The sequence below is a fragment of the Pseudomonas sp. MT92 genome (assembly GCF_058792515.1).
On the sequence record NZ_JBXAFA010000002.1, the window covers coordinates 1 to 18,917 of the forward strand.

The window sequence follows — 18,917 nt, forward strand, 5'->3', positions numbered from 1 at the left end:
CCCCCCCCCCCCCCCCCCCCCCCCCCCCCCCCCCCCCCCCCCCCCCCCCCCCCCCCCCCCCCCCCCCCCCCCCCTCCTACAGGGGGACTGCGGTGTTGGTGGATTAGCGCACGGCCACCGCCTGGGTGGTGGCATCGGTGAAGTCGAACACCTTGCCGCCCTGGGCCGTGGCGAACTGTTGGGCCTGGCCCTTGAGCAGGAACGCGCTGAGGCGCCCTTTCGCATCACTGGCAAACAACGCCTGATCCGCCAGCAACTTGATGCCGCTGTCGCTGGCCTGGGCATACACCGCGCGGATGTTCCTGCCTTCCTGCTTGAGGCTGGCCAACGCGGTGAACGCGGCTTCGGCCGATGCGTACTGACGGACTTTCGGTTCGCCACGCACCCAGATCTCGGCCACATGGCTGAAGTCGGTGATGGCTTTGCCGGTGGATGCATCGACCGCTTTGAGCGGGGTTTGCGCGTAGTTGGCCAGTTGCGCGGCGTAGTCCAGGTTCGAGGCCTTGAAGGCAGCGCGGATGTACTGGTCGTCGATGAAGGTATTCAAATCGAGCCCGCGATCAGCCTTTTTCAGCAGCTTGAGGGTGTCAATGGCGGTGCCGACAGCCTGGCGATATTCCGGTTTCCAGCTCAGGTCGCGGGTCTGCACGCCCAGCGGGCCATGGAACAGGTAATTGACCTCGGCATCGACCCCCGTGACCTTGGCGATCAGTTCGCTGTACTTCTCTGGCTCGGCGGCCAGCAACTGATTGGCCTCGAGGCTGGCGCGCAGGTAGGCGACGACGATCTCCGGGTATTTTTTCGCGTAGCTCTGATCGACCAGCGCGCCGTGGAAAGTCGGTGCCCCGGCCTGGGAGCCGTCATAGATCTTGCGTGCGAAGCCCCGGCTCGGGAACAGCTCGGCGAACGGCACGAAGTCGGCATGGGCGTCGATCTTGCCGGCCTGCAAGGCGGAGCCGGCGACTTCCGGTGGCTGGGCAATGATGTTCACGTCTTTGAGAGGGTCCCATCCCTGGGCCGCCACGGCACGCAGCAACATGCCATGGGCGGTCGAGGCGAACGGCACGGAAATGCTCTTGCCCTTGAGCTCGGCCAGCGACTGCACGCCCGAGGCGCTCGGCACCACGATGCCGTTGCCACTGCCCTTGATGCTGCCCGACAGCACGCTGATGAACAGGCTGTGCTTGCCCGCCGTTTCGAACGCCACACCGTTGAACGAACCGGGGAAATCGGCCATGGCGCCGAAGTCGAGTTTGCCGGCAACCATCTCGTTGGTCAGGGGCGCGCCGCTGGTGAAATTTTTCCACTCCACGTCGTACTTCGCGTCCTTGTATTGCCCGTCGTGGGGCAGGTATTTGTCGAGCAGGCCCAATTCGCGGATCAACAGTCCGCCAGCGGCGCAGTTGATCGTGGTGTCCTGGGTGCCGATGGCAATGCGGATGGTTTCGGCCGAAGCCGACAAGGTGAATGAGGCCAGTACCAGACCGGCCAATGCTGCACGCAGCGATGTTGGCAAAACCATGATGAATCCCCTCGAATCATTTATAGGATGTTCGTCTCCGCCACGATCAGGGCGTGGTGGGAAACGAGGGGTGTTTGAAACAGGCGTCCGGTGGTTGCCGGATGGCTTTTGGGTTGTTTGTACCGGCCTCATCGCGAGCAAGCTCGCTCCCACAAGTTTCGTGGGTGCAGACAGAGACACTGTGTGCGAGCTTGCTCGCGATGGCGTCCTGTCATTCAGCGCAACAAATAAGGGATGTCCACTTTCACCGCCCCGGTCGGGCAGTCCTTCTCACAGGGCATGCAGTACCAGCATTCATCGAAAGCCATGTAAGCCTTTTGCGTGGCCGGGTTGATGGCCAGCAAGTCCATCGGGCAAACGTCGACGCACACGGTGCAGCCTTTGTGGGCGATGCAAAGATCCTCGTCGACGGTGACCGGCGCGTTGGAGCGGAAGAAGATTTCCTGGGGTTGATAGGCCATGTTCGGTCTCTCTTTTGTTGACGGCATCAAGCCGCGTCGGCACCGACCCGCAAGCGGTCGTAGGCCTGCATTTCATCGGCGTCGAGCGGGATGATGTAGGGCTCGACGGCTTTCTTGAAACTGGTCATCAGGCCGTTTTCATCCTTCTTCAGGTGGCAATGACAGAACCAGTCGTTGTCGTTGCGTTGCGGGTGGTCGACCCGATAGTGGTAAAGCCCCCAGCGACTTTCGGCGCGGAACAACGAGGCCCGGGCGGCCATTTCGGCGCAGTCGCGGATCATGCTGACTTCCATGGCACGCATCAGTTCGTGGGCGTTGTGGGCCTTGATCTGATCGAGGTCGCGCTGGATATCGCTGAAGCGCTGCAGGCCGATTTGCATCTTCTTCGTCACTTTCGGCGGTTGCAGGTAGTCGTTGACGAAGCGCCGTAATTTGTACTCGACCTGGGCCGGTGGCAGGCCGTGTTCGCGGTCCAATGGCGCGTAGACCCGTTGTTTCTCGGTTTCGATCTGCGCGGCATCCAGCGTCGAAAACTCACGCCCGGCGACGAAATCCGCCGCATTGATCCCGGCAAACCAGCCGTATGTGAACGCGCCGAGCATGTAGTTGTGCGGCACCGCGGCCATGTCCCCCGCCGAGTACAACCCCTTGACCGAGGTTTCGGCTCGCTCGTTGACCCAGACACCCGACGCCGAATGCCCGCTGCAAAAACCGATTTCGGAAATGTGCATCTCGACCATCTGCGTGCGGTAGTCGGTGCCGCGATTGGCGTGGAACTGACCGCGACTCGGGCGCTCGTTGCTGTGCAGGATCTCTTCGATGTTCTGGATGGTTTCCTCGGCCAGGTGATCGAGTTTGAGGAACACCGGGCCGTTGCCGCTTTCCAGTTCCTGGTGGAACTCCCACATCATCTGCCCGCTCCAGTAGTCGCACTCGATGAAGCGTTCGCCCTTGTTGTTGGCGGTGTAGCCGCCCAGCGGGCCGGTGACATAGGCGCAAGCCGGGCCGTTGTAGTCCTTGATCAGCGGGTTGATCTGGAAGCATTCCAGGTTCGCCAGTTCAGCCCCGGCGTGATAGGCCATGGCGTAGCCGTCGCCGGCATTGGTCGGGTTTTCGTAGGTGCCCATCAAATAGCCCGAGGACGGCAGGCCCAGACGTCCGGCCGCGCCGCACGCCAGGATCACTGCTTTGGCCTTGATCACATGGAAGTCGGCCGTGCGGCAGTCGAAGCCCATTACACCGTTGACCGCGCCCTCTTCGTCCTTGAGCAAACGGGTGCAGACCAGGCGATTGGTGATGCTCACCCGCGCCCGCTTCAACTGGCGATACAGCACTTTCTTGATGTCGTGCCCTTCCGGCATCGGCAGCACGTAGGCGCCCATGTGGTGGACCTTTTTCACCGCGTAGTCGCCGGTTTCGTCTTTCTCGAACTTCACGCCCCAGCGGTCCAGTTGCGAGAGGGTTTCGAAGCTGTGGGTCGCATAGGCGTAGACCGCTGCCTGGTTGACGATGCCGTCGTTGGCGATAGTGATTTCCTTGGTGTACTGCTCCGGCGTCGAGTGGCCGGGGATGATCGCGTTGTTCAGGCCGTCCATGCCCATGCTGATCGCGCCGCTGCGCTTGACGTTGGCCTTGTCGATCAACAGCACCCGCAGATCACGGTTGCGCTCCTTGGCCTTGATCGCCGCCATGGGCCCGGCGGTGCCACCGCCGATCACGACGATGTCGTATTCCTGCTCCAACGTGTTTCGGCTCATGCCTGCTCCCCTTTTAGCCGGTCAATCCGCAGGCGGTACTGGAACGCGTCGCCTCGGTAGTAAAGGTGTTCGAAGTCCAGTGGCCGGCCTTCAGCGTCATGGGTCAGACGCTCGATGCGCATGATCGGCGAACCGGGTTCGACGTTCAGCGCCTGGGTCAGGTCGCTGTCGGCCAGCACCGCATCGATGGCCAGATCGGCGTGACCGAGGGCCAGGCCGCAGTCGTTTTCGAGGATCAGGAAGATGTCGCGGGTAACCAGGTCGGCCTTCTCCAGGCGCTCGCCGATGGCTTTGGGCAGGTAGGTGATTTCCAGCGAAATCGGCTCGCGATTGATCAACCGCACCCGTTTGATCTGCGCCACGGTTTCACCCTCGGCGACCTGCAACCGCTCGGCCACCCGTTTGTCGGCGGCAATGAACTTGAAACTGCGCAGGCGGTTGATCACCTCGTAGCCGCGACCGGTCATGGATTCGGCCAGGCCTTGCAGGGTGCTGACGTTCTGGAAGGTCTTGGGCTTGGCGACGAAAGTGCCTTTGCCGTGAATCTTGAAGATCAGCCCTTCCTTTTGCAGGTCACCGAGGGCCTGGCGCACGGTGATGCGGCTGACCTTGAACAGCGCGCCGAGCTCGCTTTCCGAAGGCATCTGGCTGTCTTGCGGGTATTGGCCATCAAGGATGCGGGCGCGCAGCACATCACGCAGCTGGGTGTGCAAGGGAACGCTACTGAGGGATAGAACGTTATCGGTCATGAAGATCACTTGTCATAACGAGTTATGACGTGATCTTAGAGTTCTAAGGAGAGGACTGAGAAATACTGTTTGGGAATAAGGTTAGAGCGCACGATCAATCGTGCGGTGAAACATTTGTAGCGAGGGAGCCAGCTCCCTCGCTACAAAAGCCAGCTCGTGATCTGTCAGTCGATCCGCAGTGCACGCAGGTCCAGTCGACCGTCCTTGAGCGGCGGGCACCAGTAATAGCCGCCGGTAATCGGCCGGCTGATGCGGTACAAACCGTCGGTGATGCCGTCTTCCAGGCCGCTCATGCGCCGCAACTGGACTTCAAAGGCGTCAAGGGAAAAACCGAACGCGAGGAACATCAGGCCAGCGCGGTCGCCTTCGATCCACGGCATCGAGCGACGCACGATGAACGCCTCGGGAGCGAAGCTTTCCTGGGCAGTGCGCTTGACGTGGGCGGAGATCGGCGCGTCATCGAGTTCTTCGTTGTCGCTCAGGCGTCGGCCCATGATGTGGTCGGTTTCGTGGGAAGGCAGCGCGTGGAAGCCCTTCAAATCGTGCTGCCACTGCTGGATCGCGGCAAAGCTGCCACCGACCGTGCCGTCAGCGCCTTCAGCCACCAGCGCGGCAGCCGCAGCGGCCTCATCCTGGGGGTTCTCGGTGCCGTCTTCGTAGCCGGTCAGGTCGTGGCCATCGCGATGGCGGAAGCCTTCGGTCATCTGCACCAGGCGCAAGGCCGGCGCCAATGCCGCTTCAAGGGCGTTGCTGCGATTGAGCAGTTCACCACGGTCAACGCCATGCAACCAGCACCACAGCGCGTGTTGGGTCGACGGGTTATCAACGCCCACGCCGGTCAGCGCCGGGAACACCCGCAGCCCTTCAATGTTGCCGTTCAGGGCCTTGACCAGGGACTCACCGAAGCCGACCACAGCCGACTTGCCGTCCACCAGTTGCATCAAATTGTCGAGCGCCGCCGGCAACGCAGCGGCGGATTCGAGGGCGAAGAACATATGACGAGCTTGAGGCGGAACAGGGGTGGCGAGAATGCCCGGCTGGTAATGACTCATATGAACTCCTTATGAAAGAGCGCGAAGTTTAACCGCAGCACCGGCCCTTGTGTGTGCTCAGGTCAATGTCCATGTACAAGAACTGCGCAAAGCGGTCTACGCTAGAGACACAATATCCAGACCCTCAACCCCTCTACTCTGCCTGTCGCCGCGCGATCGACTCAAAATCCGGGGCATTGAACGTTGAATGTAGGAGCGAGCTCGCTCGCGAAAACCCATAACCGCCGCGGGGCGCCTGATTTTACGCGTTATCGTTCACGACCTTCGCGAGCGAGCCCGCGCCTACCGTGGCCCGGGCTCGCCAACATCTGATACGGGGTAGCGACATGACCACAGCGAATATCCTTGGCAATCTGTTTCCCGAGCCCGGCAGCATCCCGGAAAAATACCGCCTCGACGGCCCGACCGAGCAGCGTGAATACCTGGTCGATGGCGTATTGAGGACCTGGCCAGGCCCCCTCGCCCAGGTCCGCAGCCCGGTGTATATCAGTGGCCCGAATGGCGATGAGCAAGTCATCCTCGGCAGCACGCCGCTGCTCGATGCCGAGACCGCATTGACCGCCCTCGACGCCGCCGTCCGCGCTTATGACCGCGGCCAGGGGTTGTGGCCGACCCTGCGTGTGGCCGAGCGCATCCAGCATGTCGAGACCTTCCTCAAGCACATGCGCCAACAGCGCGAGGCGGTGGTCAAGTTGCTGATGTGGGAAATCGGCAAAAACCTGAAGGACTCGGAAAAAGAATTCGACCGCACCTGTGATTACATCGTTGACACCATCAACGCCCTCAAGGAGCTCGACCGCCGTTCCAGCCGTTTCGAACTGGAGCAGGACACCCTCGGCCAGATCCGCCGCGTACCGATGGGCGTGGCCTTGTGCATGGGACCCTACAACTACCCGCTGAACGAAACCTTCACCACGCTGATTCCGGCGCTGATCATGGGCAACACCGTGGTGTTCAAACCGGCCAAACTCGGCGTGCTGTTGATTCGTCCATTGCTGGAAGCCTTCCGCGACAGCTTCCCGGCCGGGGTGATCAACGTGATCTACGGCAGCGGTCGCGAGACCGTGAGCGCCCTGATGGCCAGTGGCAAGATCGATATCTTTGCCTTCATCGGCACCAATAAAGCCGCCAGTGACCTGAAAAAACTCCATCCAAAACCCCACCGTTTGCGCGCGGCGCTGGGCCTGGATGCGAAGAATCCCGGTATCGTCTTGCCGGAAGTGGATCTGGACAATGCGGTCAATGAAGCGGTCACCGGGTCCCTGTCGTTCAATGGCCAGCGCTGCACGGCGCTGAAAATCCTCTTTGTCCACGAAGACGTGGTTGAGCGCTTCATCGAGAAATTCAACGCCAAACTCGCCACGCTCAAACCCGGCATGCCGTGGGAAAGCGGCGTAGCCCTGACGCCGTTGCCGGAGTCGGGCAAGGTCGCTTATCTGCATGGGCTGGTGGCGGATGCCGTTGAAAAAGGCGCGCAGGTGGTCAACCCCAATGGCGGCGAGACCCGTGCGTCGTTCTTCTATCCCGCGGTGCTGTACCCGGTGACGCCGCAAATGCGCGTCTATCAGGAAGAACAGTTCGGCCCGGTGGTACCGATCGTGCCGTACCGACATCTGGATACGGTGATCGATTACGTCCTGGAGTCGGACTTCGGCCAGCAGTTGAGCATCTTCGGCACCAACCCGGTGGCGGTCGGACGTCTGGTGGACACCTTTGCCAATCAGGTCGGACGCATCAACCTCAACGCCCAATGCCAGCGCGGCCCCGACACCTACCCGTTCAACGGCCGCAAGAACTCGGCCGAGGGCACATTGTCGGTGCATGATGCCCTGCGGGTGTTTTCGATCCGGACGCTGGTCGCCACCAAATTCCAGGAGAGCAACAAGGAACTGATCAGCGAGATCATCAGCGGCCGCAGTTCAAGCTTCCTGACCACCGATTACATTTTCTGAGGAGTGCCGACCTGAGCCAGTCCAGAGCCCTTCAATTGCCACCGCTGCTGCGCCGTTTACTGCGTCCGCTGCTGGACCCGTACCGACGCTATCGTCATGCCAGGGTCATCCACGCCGTACGGGTGTCACTGGGGTTGCTGGCGTCGATCCTGCTGACCACCGGCATCCACCTGCCCCACGGCGAGTGGGCGTCGGTGACGATGCTGGTGGTGATCGGCGGCTTGCAACACCACGGCAACATCGGCAAAAAATCCGCCGAGCGGGCCATCGGCACCCTGGTCGGGGCGGCGATCGGCCTGGTCCTGGTGGTGCAACAGGCGTGGCTTGGCATGCCGTGGCTGACCTATTTCGCCATGGCGGTGATTTGCGGCTTTTTCTCGTACCACGCCATCGGCAAGGGCGGTTATACGGCATTGCTGGCCGCCATTACCGTGTTCATTGTCGCCGGCCATGGTGATAATCCGGTTTCCGATGGGCTGTGGCGCGGGGTCGATATCCTCATCGGTATTGCCCTGGCCCTGGCGTTTTCCTTCGCCCTGCCGCTGTACGCGGTCTATTCCTGGCGCTACAACCTGGCCGATGCCTTGCGTGATTGCGCAACGATCTATGGACGCATCATCAACGGTCAACCGGTCACGGCGGACGAACATCTCAAGCTCATGGGGCGCCTGAACACGGTGATGGTGCAGTTGCGCTCACTGATGCCCTCGGTGTCCAAGGAAGTGAAGATTTCCATGACCGAACTCGATGCCATCCAGCGTCACTTGCGCATGTGCGTCAGCACACTGGAAATTCTTGGCAATACCCGGCCGGATGCCAGTGATCCGGACGCCATGGCCCATCTGCAATCAGCGCTGAAAGCGGAGCACCGGTTGATTCGGGTGCAACTGATCGGCATGGCCCGGGCACTGAAGTCCGGCGTGTCCCAGCGGCTCGGGCGGCCTGTTGAAGGGCTGCCGGATTCAAGCCTGGATACACCGGTCTATAGCTCGCTGGACGGCTATCAATTGCTGGTCCGGCAGTTGGCGGCCAACATCGGCGAGATGCGCCAGCGACTGGCGCAGACTGCGCCGCGCTGGAACATTTGACGCCTGATTACTGGGCAACCGTGCGACGCAACTTCAAGCCCCAGCCCTGTTGCATCCCCGCTGCCGCCAGAAGAATCGCGGCCACGCCGATCCATTGCAGGGGTGCCAGGCGATGACCGAAGGCAAACCAGTCGACAAAAATCGCCGCGATCGGATAGATGAACGACAGCGCGCCGGTCAGTGCGGTGGGCAGTTTCTGGATCGCGCCGTATAGCAGCACGTACATCACGCCGGTGTGCACGATGCCCAGCGTGACCAGGCTGGCCCAGGCACTCGGTGCCTGCGGCAGCGCCGAAAAGTGCGCGAACGGCGCCAGCAGGAGCACGCCGGTGCTGACCTGAATCAGTGCGATCAAATGCGGCGGCGTGCCGGTCAGGCGCTTGATGATCAACGCGGCAATTGCATAAAGAAATGCAGCGCCCAGCGCCAGAACAATGCCGATCAGGTACTCGTTGCCGCTCTCGCCCTGCCCGCCATGGGCACTGACAATCGCCAGCATCCCGAGAAACGAGACGCCCAGCCAGGCCATTTTCTGCAGCGTGATCTTCTCGTTGAGGAACAGCGCGGCCAGGCCCACCAGCATGAACGGCTGCACGTTATAGACGGCGGTGCCAATGGCAATCGAAGCCCGGGAATAAGAGGCGAACAACAGCACCCAGTTGCCGACAATCGCCACGCCGCTGAGCACCGCCAGCAAGAAGGTGGTACGGGTCAGGATACCGCGGCGCAGGAAACCGAATGCGGCGCAAATCAGCAGCAAAGTGCCGGCCCCGAACAGGCAGCGCCAGAACACCACATCCAGTACCGGTTGCCCGGACACCAGCACAAACCAGCCGATGGTTCCGGAGATCAGCATGGCGGCGGTCATTTCGAACGAGCCGCGACGTATTGTTTTGTCCATCATCAGACTCCTGTGTTTGAGCCCAAAGTATGGCAATCCAGGCGGGGGCTTCTCCAGTGCATAAATCAGGCTAAACTTGGATTCTGCCTTTTTTATCAAGGCGACTTTGAAGAGTTGCCTAATCGAGGAATGCGCCATGACCGATGACATCGACCAAGTGCTGATCACGGCATTGATGGACGACTCGCGACGCTCGCTCAAAGCGCTGGCGCAGATCAGCGGCCTGTCATCGCCCAGCGTCGCCGAGCGCCTGCGCCGACTCGAAGAGCGCGGCGTGCTCAAGGGGTATACCGTCGAAATCGACCCGAAATGCTTTGGTTACCAGCTCCAGGCGATCGTACGCATTCGCCCGCTGCCGGGTCAGTTGCAGGAAGTCGAACGGCAGATCCAGGCCATCCCCGAATTCACCGAATGCGACAAGGTGACCGGCGACGACTGCTTCATCGCGCGCCTGCATGTACGTTCGATGGAACAGCTGGACACCCTGCTCGACCGGCTCAATACCCACGCCGAAACCAATACGGCCATCGTTAAGAAAACCCCGGTCAAACGCCGGTTGCCGCCGATGGCCTAATGGCTTGCGGCAAATCACAGGCAAGAAAAAACCCGCCGAAGCGGGTTTTTTCACTCAGGCTGGCGATCAATCATCGCGACCCATGATGCCGAACAGCTGCAACAAGCTGATGAACAGGTTGTAGATCGATACATACAGGCTGATGGTCGCCATGATGTAGTTGCGCTCGCCGCCGTGAATGATGGCGCTGGTCTGGAACAGAATGCAGACCGAAGAGAACAGCACGAAACCGGCGCTGATCGCCAGCTGCAGACCGCTGATCTGGAAGAACATGCCCGCCAGCGTTGCACCCAGCAGCACAAAGAAGCCGGCGGTGATGAAACCGCCGAGGAAGCTCATGTCCTTGCGGGTGATCAGCACATAGGCCGACAGACCGCCGAACACCAGTGCGGTCATCGCGAAGGCCGAGCTGACCACTTCAGCGCCGCCCTGCATGCCCAGGTAACGGTTGAGGATCGGGCCGAGCAGGAACCCCATGAAACCGGTCAGGGCAAATGCCGACACCAGGCCCCATGCGGAATCACGGAGTTTGTTGGTGAGAAAGAAAAGCCCGTAGAAGCCGATCAGCACCACGAAAATGTTTGGATAACCGACACGCATCTGCTGGGCAAAGAAGGCCATCACACCGCTGAATGCGAGCGTGAGTGCAAGCAAGCCGTAAGTGTTGCGCAGGACGCGGCTAACCTCTAGCTGCTCAGCCTGCAAGCTGTTATTAACTGCGTAATCCTGTTCGCGCATGGCGACACTCCTGTTGGTTTGAAACGTTCAGTCGCAAAGATCATAACAGACGCCCTGTAACAAGCTATGCAGAGAGTTTGACAGTGTGTTTCATTCAGGTATTATGGCGCCCGCAACACAAACGGAGGTGTGGCCGAGTGGTTTAAGGCAACGGTCTTGAAAACCGTCGACTGTAACAGGTCCATGAGTTCGAATCCCATCGCCTCCGCCATCTTTATACGACAAAGCCCTGATTATTCAGGGCTTTATCGTTTATGGGGTTTGGATATCGGTCCGTTGATTTCGATGCGTTACAAAACTATTTGGTAAGCGTTACAAAAAAATTCCTGATTTCCCCCTCTCCCGGCCTCCTGCCAATCGTAAAAAAACCTTCATAGAACCTGATGCTAAGCTGACCTCATAACCGAGGATTCGCGATGCCAAGTTCAGACATGCTCTCGGCCGATCCGCTGCCAGTAGCGGCCAACAATCGCCTGGAGCTGTGAGGAGACAATCTCGGAAGGTGTTATCCCCCTGGATATCGGCGCCCCCCCCCTCTCGGCTTGCATTCCCAAGACACCTGGCTTTATCCAAAGTCTCGGACCGATAGATGCCAAGGGCAATCCCCGGCGACTGCTACTGCAGCAGCACCGAGGTGGTACTTCGCCTCTTCAGCCAAAAAAAAGGCCTCTTTCGAGACCTTTCTTCTGAACCTGATTTTTGATTAAACGATGAAGTCCCACTGCGCTGCTGATTGCGCGTTTGCGCTCATTTCGACGGAGGCAACGAACGCGTTCGCTACATCCTGCAGGCTCATGCCGTTATCTTTCATCTGCGTGACCCAATACGCCTTGCCAGAGGCTTCGGAGTTGCGATTGAAGATGGCGTGGTAAAGCACTTCAACATTGTTGCCAATGTCGTTGGTGATGATATTGCCGCGGGCTGTGTTTTCCGTCGAAGCAATCATGTTCAAGGCAATCTGCCCCAGGTTCTGGGTGCCGGTGCTTTGCTGTTGACCCCAGTATTCAAAACCGCTGACGTCAGCTTGGCGACCCAGGATGTTCTGATAAAGCCCAGCGAGCACGTTCAGTTCTGAACGTGATTCGACGCTGACGTTGACATCGTTGAACTGCAGGGTTTCGACGTTGATTAAGCGGGTCTGTTGCGATGGGTCATCAACGCGCGTCACCAGCGTCTGGCCGTCTTTTTGCTCGATGACATAGTCGGAGCGTGCGCCGCTGAGCACCAGGGTGTCGGTATTAGCACCGCCATGAATCAGATTGGGCTGGCCCGCCGTGCCACCGGAAACCGCAGCAGCGTTGACTTCGATCGTGTCATTGCCACCACCGGCGTAAACCTGGCTGTGGCTGTTACCCGTCAGAACGAATGTCTGGTTCGCAGCGTCACCACTGAGCAATTGCCCCGACTGGCTTCCAATCACCTTCACTGCGCCGACAATCGAGGCAAAGTCGACATTGTTCAGTTGCAGTGTACTACCGGCTGGCAGAGAACTGGCATCGATGACCAGGGCTGTGTGCTGGTTTGCATCGGCTGATCCATTGATCACCAAAGGCGCTGTCGGTGCATTGCCGTTGGCGGTCACCGGCGTAATGGTTTGCACCATCAACGCTGCATCGCTCACCAGGCCGTCGAGAAACGCCTTGCCGTTACCGGTCAAGTGCGCCTGATCGTGGCTATTGTTGGCAGCGCTGACGGCCTTGATGGACTCGATCAGGGACGCCAGAGAGTTGCCGGCTGTGCTATTGGCGCCACCCTGCACTTTAAGACCAAAGCCGACCGGCAGCTGAGCCGAAAGCAGTGTGGTGTTTCCGCTCTGCGCCAGCGGAATATCCGCAACCCCGGCAGCCCCGGTTTGCTCGACGCGACCATCGGTGACCACCGGGATGTTGATTTGTTGGCCCAGACCGCCGCCGGGCAACCAGGTGCCCGACGTAGAAATCGCGACACCATCGATCGTGACTGTCGGGGAAACCGCTGGCGCATTGTTAACGGTCAGTTGGTACAGCGTCTTGACCGCTGTATTGGTTTCGTCGGCAACACTGACCTCGATACTGGCTTTGCCCTCTTTGGTCGCGACGAACGTGGCGCCCGCCAAAGCCAGGTTAAGTGCGTCGGCAGTTCCAGTCTTGGACCAGACACTGCCAGTTTGAGTCCAGCCGCTGAGGCCGCCAATCTGCCCGTTGACCGCCGTAAGACTAACCGTCAGCTCGGTGGCGTCGACATCCTGCACGGTAAAGTTATCCAGGGCTGTCGTAACACCAGCGGTAACGACCTGGGCCGAACCTGGCACACCCTGAATCGTCGGCAAATCGTTGCTGCCGTTGATGATCAGTTGCAGGATAGTCTGGTCGCTGCCGCCTTTTCCATCGTCAGCATTGAGGGTGTAGCTCAGGACCAGTTGTTCGCCTGCCTTGAGATACTTGAAAGTTTCACTGCCAGAATTGAACGACCAGGTCAGACTGCCCTGCTCCTGAGTACCGTCGAGCACTGGCGTCGGTGACAGGCTCAACATCGCCAGGATGTCACTGTTGGTCGGCTGCTGGCTACTGGAGGACACGACCGCGCCGCTGCTGTCCTTCTGCTCGATCGTCAGTGCGGTAGCGGTTACGGTGACGACGTCGCTGTCTACGTCGGAAATCGGCAGTTGATTGCTCGATTGCAGGCCAACACTGCCTTGGCTCAGAGTGTAGCCCGATGACAACTCGGCGGAGTATTGCATCGCACGCGGAATCATTTCCGTGACCCAAGCGTTCGTACTGCTTGAGCCAGTCGTCACATCTTGCAAGTACTGGGGCGCTGCAGTCTGGAATCCGGTGCCGGCGATGCCGGCATTGTAGTAATCGTAACCGAGGAAGATAACGCTGCCGGCGCCATGAGAAATCGCCGCGACCGTTGCATTATCGTCCGCCCCGTAAATGGCCTTGAAGTTGGCAACAGTGCCCTTGCCAATAGAGTCAGTCGCGGACAGATTGCTCAAAGTAGCTGGACCACCGGCAAAGGGCGTTCCTGTCGCATTGGTAGTGTTGAGCGACCAGCTCATCCCGCTCTTGCTGGTCAGATCCCAGCCAAACACGGAATTCAGGAAGTCGACATCGTTGGGGCCGGCAGTGCCTGTCATCATGATCACACCGCCCTTGCTCACCCAGCTCTCAAGGGCGGCCTTGGCATCCGCTGGCATGAATGCGGGACTGGTAGGGTCATCAATAGACTCCATGTCAGTCATGAAGAAAAAACCGCTGGCGGCTAGCTTGGTGGCGAGGTCCGGATCAGCGAAGCTCTTGATGGACGTATCAAGACTGTACCGCCCTTGTTGATGATCGACTGAATAATGCTGGCCAAGTTGGCGTTTTCTGTGCCAGAACCAGGCGCGGCATCCGAACCGTTCATGTTCGGTTGGCTGTAAACAGAGACTTGGTTTTTGGTGGACAATATTCCAAACTTAGGAGCGGTATTTAGCATGGTCAAGGGATGCTTCCTTGCTATTTATGATGAGTGAGGAACTCAACGCTTCACTCCCAGAATTGTCGAAAAAATCCGGGAACGTCGAGCGGACAAGCCAAAATGTCGGCATTTAACGCTTAATACATGACCGCCAATATAAAGGCAAGTAGCCATCATCTAAACCACATGCAACCTTTGTACTGAATGCACTGACAACTTCGAATGGGCCAGCTTTCACATGCTCGGGATGGTAAACCCAGCTCTCAGTATGGGGGGGCGGTGACTACTTGCGCGCCAGCAGATTGCTAATTTTCCGAGAGCGAAATATACGCCTGCTCGCAGGTCACTCCCCTGGCCCTGGCTTGGTCAGCAACTTCAGCCAGTTCGCCCGCTCTCTCATCAGCGCGCTTGAGCACATCGGTAAGCACCCCTGCGGTGCGGTAGCTGCCTTGATCCGCTTGTTTACAGGCTGCCCACTCGCCTACGTTCATCAGGTCAGATAGCATTATGCCTCCCTATCTAAGGAATCAAGGACGACCGACTTGAAGCGTTTAGCCTTCGCACTTGCCATACCCCTGATCAGCAACATCGTTTACGCCCAAGATCCTTCGGATCAAGACATTCGATTGATGGCCGCAGCCCAGAAAGCTGTCGAGTCTTATCGCAGCGCCGGAATAACCGGAATGGGGCAGGCAGTCGACGACTGCGAGTCAGGCCTAAGTCGCGCCTCGGGAGAAGAAGACGTTGAGTACTGCGTTGCGCTGAATCTTGCGTCGATGCATGTTGATGCGATTGCTACGAAGGCCGCGAACATCCCCCGGGACAATCGTTTCAAAGATGAGATGGTTGTCGCTCAGTCTGAAGAGGTGCTGAAATTCTTCAGGGTTGTATCGCAATCAGACGCCTTGATGCCCTACATCAATGAACGGAACGCCAAGGTCCACAGCTACGTCCTAGCGGCGATTAATGGTCATCCGGGCGCAGCCGATCAAGCCGCAGCATCCGGTGATGATGAATCTGCCGCTGCAGCAAAAGCATTCACCGATTTTTGGACTTCAACAGATTGTGATGAGCTGCAAGAGTTAAGCGAGTGGCCTCAGCTTGTCGAACAGTTCCGCACTAACGACGAGCAGTTGTGTAATACCTTTGTTCAGATGCATCAACGAGTACAAAAAGTAGACATCATTGGCGTGCAACCGCTGCCTGGCAACCGGGTTAGAGTAAAGGCGAGCCTGGCCCTAATTCCCCAAGGAAGCATGAATCAAGAAGACACTTTCGCTTTGGTTGACGGGAAGTGGGTACTCTCTGCTCGCTAAATAGGCGCTGCTGGTTTATCGACACACCTCTTTGACATACTCCTGCAAAGCCTTCAGGGCTGCTTGATCGGCAAAGATCCCGGCCCTGATATCGAAAACAGTTCGTCCAGCAGTTGGATCGAGATCGATGGCTCCGCCATTGCCCAGGCGGTCAGGTCGTTCTTGTTCCGGCATCTGAACGGGTATGGCTTCTGGCAAACCCCGGCATCCCACTCCCCCCACAAGGACTTGGCATTGCCGTCGTCCACGCGACCACGGATCGTCCAGGCGACGGCGACCTGTCCGGCCAGGCTTTCGCCGCGATCATCCCCCACAGTGGGAGGACGAGGATGTCGCGGTCTTTTTCAGTTGCGGTCCTAACTTTTCTTCAGGCGAAAAGAAGCCTGCTCATGGCGGGCTGGATAGCGGAAATCTGTAGTCCATGGTCGTAGTGATTCATGGTGTCGGCGCGGATATCATGCCGGCCAAGTCCTCCTGAACAACGCCCCGACAGGAGGAAATAGAAACCCCGAAGCCCGCGAAACTTCGGGGTTTTGCTTTTGGATGCTCGCTGGTAGGATTCTGCGCATGCTTGCACTCCCCTTCGAGGAAGCTAGAAGCCCCGAAGGGCCAACCTCGGGGCTTTGCCTTTTCAATCCCCCAGACGAAGAAATCTGCGAACGGGTCGGGGTCTTGGTGAAGTGCCTGGCGCCGCCAATTCAGACGCCAGCCCAGAACAGCCGGGCTCGCCATCGCGCCACACCCTCCACACGCCCCGCCTGTACAGCACTGCGTCTGCCACCTTGCGGGTGAGTCTCCAACATTCAGCACGGATCAGGAGTAGATCCAGCGCTCTCGCGCGGTACCCTCCGCAAACGATCAGTGCAGATGAGACCTTCATTCAGGCGCGCGTGCTACTGGTGTGGAATGCTCATCTGGTCTGAGCTGACGCGACGTGAACTTGTAACCGATCTGGCTTAAGGATTGACCAGGATGGCGCACTCACTCCATTACCCTGCAAATGGTTACTCAATGAAGAAGACGCAGACGGACAGCAAAGCAGCAGTGACTGCTTCAGACATTGAACGATCTATCCAAGCCCTGAACAAAATGGCGGAACGCCTGTGGGGGGATGGTCGGGAAGCTGAAGCGAAAGCCCTCCTCGACGCCCTGGACGCATTAAACCGGGCGCTCGATCGGATCAGGATTGGTGAAAGTCGCAAGACGCTCCATTGAGGTTGCAAATCAGCTGGCGGGTTATGCGGACGAGGTGAAATCAGCAAGGATTGTGCGGGGCGATGCATGCGTCACGTTGAAACCATAACGAAAGGCCCAAAGAGGCCAACGTCTGCAAGGCGGCAATGCCGTCGCACACTCAGAGGGACATGCTGCGGCGCAGGCGGCAGCTGAACCTGGGAGCCCGACCCTTGATGGTGACATACCCTTAACCTGCGAACCCTCAAAGCAAGCGTTAAATGGCAGAATCCCCTCAATTTCATCAATTCGGAGACCACAATGCTTCGCGTGTTTGAACGAAGGCTCGACCCATTCCCCCCCGACGAAGCACCACCACCGCCTATCGGCCTGATGCCGTTCCTGTGGGCCTGCACCCGAGGCGCCCGTGGCTATATCCTTGCGCTTGCCTTTCTGAGTGCCAGTGTGTCGATCTACGAAGCCTGGTTGTTTTCCTTTCTGGGGCAGGTCGTGGATCTGCTCTCGACCTGGCAGGCCGGCGACGGTGTGAATGGACAAGAACGTCGAGTTCTGTGGGGTATCGCAATCGTATTGCTCACCAGCATTGGGCTGGTGGCGCTTCGCACCCTGGTGCAGCACCAGATTTTGGCGATTAATCTGCCGCTGCGGCTGCGCTGGGACTTCCATCGGCTGATGCTGCGGCAAAGCCTTTCATTCTTTTCCGATGAGTTCTCCGGCCGGGTCACGACCAAGGTGATGCAGACTGCACTGGCCGTGCGCGAAGTCCTGTTCACCCTCATCGAAATCGCACCCGGTATCGGCGTTTACTTCATTGCGATCATCGCACTGGCCGGCGGCTTCGCCCTGAAACTCATGCTGCCTTTCATTGCCTGGGTCGCGTTGTTCGGGCTGGCCATGCTGTACTTTGTGCCACGCCTGGGCCAAGTCGGGCAGGAACAGGCCGATGCGCGATCGTCGATGACGGGGCGTATTTCGGATGCCTACACCAACATCACCACCGTGAAACTGTTCTCTCACTCCAAGCGTGAAGCGCACTTCGCGCGCGCGGCGATGGAGGATTTCAAGCACACCGGTTTTCGCCAGATGCGCCTGGTCAGCCAGTTCGAGATCGTCAATCAGGCACTGGTGGTTGCGCTTATCCTCGGAGCAGGCGGCTATGCCCTGTGGCTGTGGCACCAGGGCGAGGTCGGCACGGGGGCTGTGGCAGCGATTACGGCCATGGCGTTACGTATCAATGGCATGTCGCATTGGATCATGTGGCAAATGGCTTCGCTGTTCGAAAACATCGGCACCGTGCAGGATGGCATGGCCACCCTGACCCGCGGCCCCAAGGTGCAGGATGCGCCAAACGCCGGCGTGCTGGTGCCCTCTGGCGGCGCGGTGACCTTTGACAACGTGAGCTTCAACTACAACGGTGAACGCCAAGTGCTCGACGGATTGAGCCTGAACATCCGCCCGGGCGAAAAAATCGGCCTGGTGGGCCGTTCCGGTGCCGGTAAATCCACTCTGATCAATCTGCTACTGCGATTCTATGACGTGGACAGCGGTGAGATTCGCATCGATGGTCAAAACATCGCTCAAGTGACCCAAGACAGTCTGCGCAGTGCTATCGGCATGGTCACTCAGGAAACTTCCCTGTTGCACCGTTCCATTCACGACAACATCGCCTACGGCCGCCCGGACGCGACCGACGCGCAGGTCCGCAGCGCCGCAGCCAATGCCCAGGCCGACGGTTTCATCAGCCAACTGAGCGACCGGCAAGGCCGTACCGGCTATGACACCCTGGTAGGTGAGCGCGGCATCAAGCTTTCCGGCGGCCAGCGCCAACGCATTGCCATCGCCCGGGTGATGCTCAAGAACGCCCCGATCCTGTTACTTGACGAGGCCACCAGTGCCCTGGATTCCGAAGTCGAAGTCGCCATCCAGGAAAGCCTCGATGAAATGATGAAAGGCAAGACCGTCATCGCGATCGCCCACCGATTGTCGACGATCGCCGCCATGGATCGGCTCATTGTCATGGACGAGGGGCGCATCATCGAACAAGGCACCCATGCCGAACTGCTGGGAAGAAACGGCACCTATGCGCGACTGTGGCAGCATCAAAGCGGTGGGTTTCTGGGTGAGGATGAGGGGGTGATTGAGGCGATGGATCAGGTATGAGTGTGAACGGTC

At 59.0% G+C, this 18,917-nt stretch carries 15 protein-coding genes, 1 tRNA gene and 1 pseudogene; 7 read left to right on the forward strand and 10 right to left on the reverse strand.

Annotated features, from left to right (window positions below):
* Positions 1-103: 103 nt before the first annotated feature.
* The 5 genes from AC1Q6D_RS02930 to AC1Q6D_RS02950 form a co-directional block, all read right to left on the reverse strand.
* Positions 104-1,522 carry an ABC transporter substrate-binding protein gene (locus AC1Q6D_RS02930; RefSeq protein ID WP_103404806.1) on the reverse strand — a complete coding sequence of 473 codons (1,419 nt, stop codon included), beginning with the start codon at positions 1,520-1,522 and terminating at the stop codon, positions 104-106.
* A 215-nt stretch (positions 1,523-1,737) separates the two neighbouring features.
* The gene (locus tag AC1Q6D_RS02935; RefSeq protein WP_008060065.1) at positions 1,738-1,983 is read right to left on the reverse strand and encodes a 4Fe-4S dicluster domain-containing protein; all 246 of its coding nucleotides are present in this window, start codon (positions 1,981-1,983) and stop codon (positions 1,738-1,740) included.
* A gap of 26 nt (positions 1,984-2,009) precedes the next feature.
* Positions 2,010-3,740 (reverse strand): fumarate reductase/succinate dehydrogenase flavoprotein subunit, encoded by a 1,731-nt coding sequence (locus tag AC1Q6D_RS02940; RefSeq protein ID WP_103404805.1) that lies wholly within the window; start codon positions 3,738-3,740, stop codon positions 2,010-2,012.
* Positions 3,737-4,489 (reverse strand): GntR family transcriptional regulator, encoded by a 753-nt coding sequence (locus AC1Q6D_RS02945; RefSeq protein WP_103404804.1) that lies wholly within the window; start codon positions 4,487-4,489, stop codon positions 3,737-3,739. Before AC1Q6D_RS02945 ends, AC1Q6D_RS02940 begins: the two co-directional genes overlap by 4 nt.
* A gap of 164 nt (positions 4,490-4,653) precedes the next feature.
* Positions 4,654-5,541, reverse strand: a complete 888-nt coding sequence (locus AC1Q6D_RS02950) for a Dyp-type peroxidase (RefSeq protein WP_103404803.1) — start codon at positions 5,539-5,541, stop codon at positions 4,654-4,656.
* A gap of 326 nt (positions 5,542-5,867) precedes the next feature.
* On the opposite strand from AC1Q6D_RS02950, the gene AC1Q6D_RS02955 reads away from it, so the two are divergent.
* Complete coding sequence (locus tag AC1Q6D_RS02955; RefSeq protein ID WP_103404802.1) at positions 5,868-7,493, forward strand: NADP-dependent glyceraldehyde-3-phosphate dehydrogenase; 1,626 nt, start codon at positions 5,868-5,870, stop codon at positions 7,491-7,493.
* A gap of 44 nt (positions 7,494-7,537) precedes the next feature.
* Positions 7,538-8,581, forward strand: coding sequence for an FUSC family protein (locus AC1Q6D_RS02960; RefSeq protein WP_178083138.1), 1,044 nt, complete (start codon positions 7,538-7,540; stop codon positions 8,579-8,581).
* 7 nt (positions 8,582-8,588) lie between these two features.
* Here AC1Q6D_RS02960 and AC1Q6D_RS02965 read toward each other — a convergent pair whose 3' ends face one another.
* On the reverse strand, positions 8,589-9,482 hold the full coding sequence (locus AC1Q6D_RS02965; RefSeq protein WP_103404801.1) for a DMT family transporter: 894 nt from the start codon (positions 9,480-9,482) through the stop codon (positions 8,589-8,591).
* Between the two features lie 136 nt (positions 9,483-9,618).
* Between AC1Q6D_RS02965 and AC1Q6D_RS02970 the strand changes: the two genes are divergently transcribed.
* Positions 9,619-10,056 (forward strand): Lrp/AsnC family transcriptional regulator, encoded by a 438-nt coding sequence (locus AC1Q6D_RS02970; protein WP_010461024.1) that lies wholly within the window; start codon positions 9,619-9,621, stop codon positions 10,054-10,056.
* A 66-nt stretch (positions 10,057-10,122) separates the two neighbouring features.
* Here the strand turns inward: AC1Q6D_RS02970 and AC1Q6D_RS02975 are convergent, their stop codons facing one another.
* Entirely contained in the window at positions 10,123-10,794 is a 672-nt protein-coding gene (locus AC1Q6D_RS02975; protein WP_103404800.1) for a Bax inhibitor-1/YccA family protein, read from the reverse strand.
* Positions 10,795-10,917: 123 nt separating this feature from the next.
* On the opposite strand from AC1Q6D_RS02975, the gene AC1Q6D_RS02980 reads away from it, so the two are divergent.
* A tRNA-Ser gene (locus AC1Q6D_RS02980) sits at positions 10,918-11,005 on the forward strand.
* Between the two features lie 492 nt (positions 11,006-11,497).
* On the opposite strand, the gene AC1Q6D_RS02985 is transcribed toward AC1Q6D_RS02980, so the two are convergent.
* Together AC1Q6D_RS02985 and AC1Q6D_RS02990 are read right to left on the reverse strand one after the other, a co-directional pair.
* Positions 11,498-14,017 carry a DUF4214 domain-containing protein gene (locus AC1Q6D_RS02985; RefSeq protein ID WP_103404799.1) on the reverse strand — a complete coding sequence of 840 codons (2,520 nt, stop codon included), beginning with the start codon at positions 14,015-14,017 and terminating at the stop codon, positions 11,498-11,500.
* A gap of 523 nt (positions 14,018-14,540) precedes the next feature.
* A complete protein-coding gene (locus tag AC1Q6D_RS02990) occupies positions 14,541-14,741 on the reverse strand; it encodes a DUF2514 family protein (protein WP_103404798.1) in 201 nt (66 codons plus the stop codon).
* A gap of 36 nt (positions 14,742-14,777) precedes the next feature.
* Here AC1Q6D_RS02990 and AC1Q6D_RS02995 point away from each other — a divergent pair, with 36 nt between their 5' ends.
* Complete coding sequence (locus tag AC1Q6D_RS02995) at positions 14,778-15,551, forward strand: hypothetical protein (RefSeq protein ID WP_103404797.1); 774 nt, start codon at positions 14,778-14,780, stop codon at positions 15,549-15,551.
* A 155-nt stretch (positions 15,552-15,706) separates the two neighbouring features.
* Here the strand turns inward: AC1Q6D_RS02995 and AC1Q6D_RS03000 are convergent.
* Positions 15,707-15,882: pseudogene (locus AC1Q6D_RS03000) on the reverse strand (cell wall hydrolase); the annotation flags it as partial.
* Between the two features lie 680 nt (positions 15,883-16,562).
* On the opposite strand from AC1Q6D_RS03000, the gene AC1Q6D_RS03005 reads away from it, so the two are divergent.
* Both AC1Q6D_RS03005 and AC1Q6D_RS03010 read left to right on the forward strand, forming a co-directional pair.
* Positions 16,563-16,766 (forward strand): hypothetical protein, encoded by a 204-nt coding sequence (locus AC1Q6D_RS03005; RefSeq protein ID WP_047538758.1) that lies wholly within the window; start codon positions 16,563-16,565, stop codon positions 16,764-16,766.
* A gap of 279 nt (positions 16,767-17,045) precedes the next feature.
* A complete protein-coding gene (locus tag AC1Q6D_RS03010) occupies positions 17,046-18,905 on the forward strand; it encodes an ABC transporter ATP-binding protein (protein WP_103404796.1) in 1,860 nt (619 codons plus the stop codon).
* Positions 18,906-18,917: the final 12 nt, after the last annotated feature.

Coding starts and splice junctions, on each gene's coding strand:
- AC1Q6D_RS02935 (WP_008060065.1), bottom strand. CDS start 1,983: ATGGCCTATCAACCCCAGGAAATCTTCTTCCGCTCCAACGCGCCGGTC.
- AC1Q6D_RS02940 (WP_103404805.1), bottom strand. CDS start 3,740: ATGAGCCGAAACACGTTGGAGCAGGAATACGACATCGTCGTGATCGGC.
- AC1Q6D_RS02930 (WP_103404806.1), bottom strand. CDS start 1,522: ATGGTTTTGCCAACATCGCTGCGTGCAGCATTGGCCGGTCTGGTACTG.
- AC1Q6D_RS02965 (WP_103404801.1), bottom strand. CDS start 9,482: ATGGACAAAACAATACGTCGCGGCTCGTTCGAAATGACCGCCGCCATG.
- AC1Q6D_RS03005 (WP_047538758.1), top strand. CDS start 16,563: ATGAAGAAGACGCAGACGGACAGCAAAGCAGCAGTGACTGCTTCAGAC.
- AC1Q6D_RS02945 (WP_103404804.1), bottom strand. CDS start 4,489: ATGACCGATAACGTTCTATCCCTCAGTAGCGTTCCCTTGCACACCCAG.
- AC1Q6D_RS02955 (WP_103404802.1), top strand. CDS start 5,868: ATGACCACAGCGAATATCCTTGGCAATCTGTTTCCCGAGCCCGGCAGC.
- AC1Q6D_RS02990 (WP_103404798.1), bottom strand. CDS start 14,741: ATGCTATCTGACCTGATGAACGTAGGCGAGTGGGCAGCCTGTAAACAA.
- AC1Q6D_RS03010 (WP_103404796.1), top strand. CDS start 17,046: ATGCTTCGCGTGTTTGAACGAAGGCTCGACCCATTCCCCCCCGACGAA.
- AC1Q6D_RS02975 (WP_103404800.1), bottom strand. CDS start 10,794: ATGCGCGAACAGGATTACGCAGTTAATAACAGCTTGCAGGCTGAGCAG.
- AC1Q6D_RS02985 (WP_103404799.1), bottom strand. CDS start 14,017: ATGACTGACATGGAGTCTATTGATGACCCTACCAGTCCCGCATTCATG.
- AC1Q6D_RS02950 (WP_103404803.1), bottom strand. CDS start 5,541: ATGAGTCATTACCAGCCGGGCATTCTCGCCACCCCTGTTCCGCCTCAA.
- AC1Q6D_RS02970 (WP_010461024.1), top strand. CDS start 9,619: ATGACCGATGACATCGACCAAGTGCTGATCACGGCATTGATGGACGAC.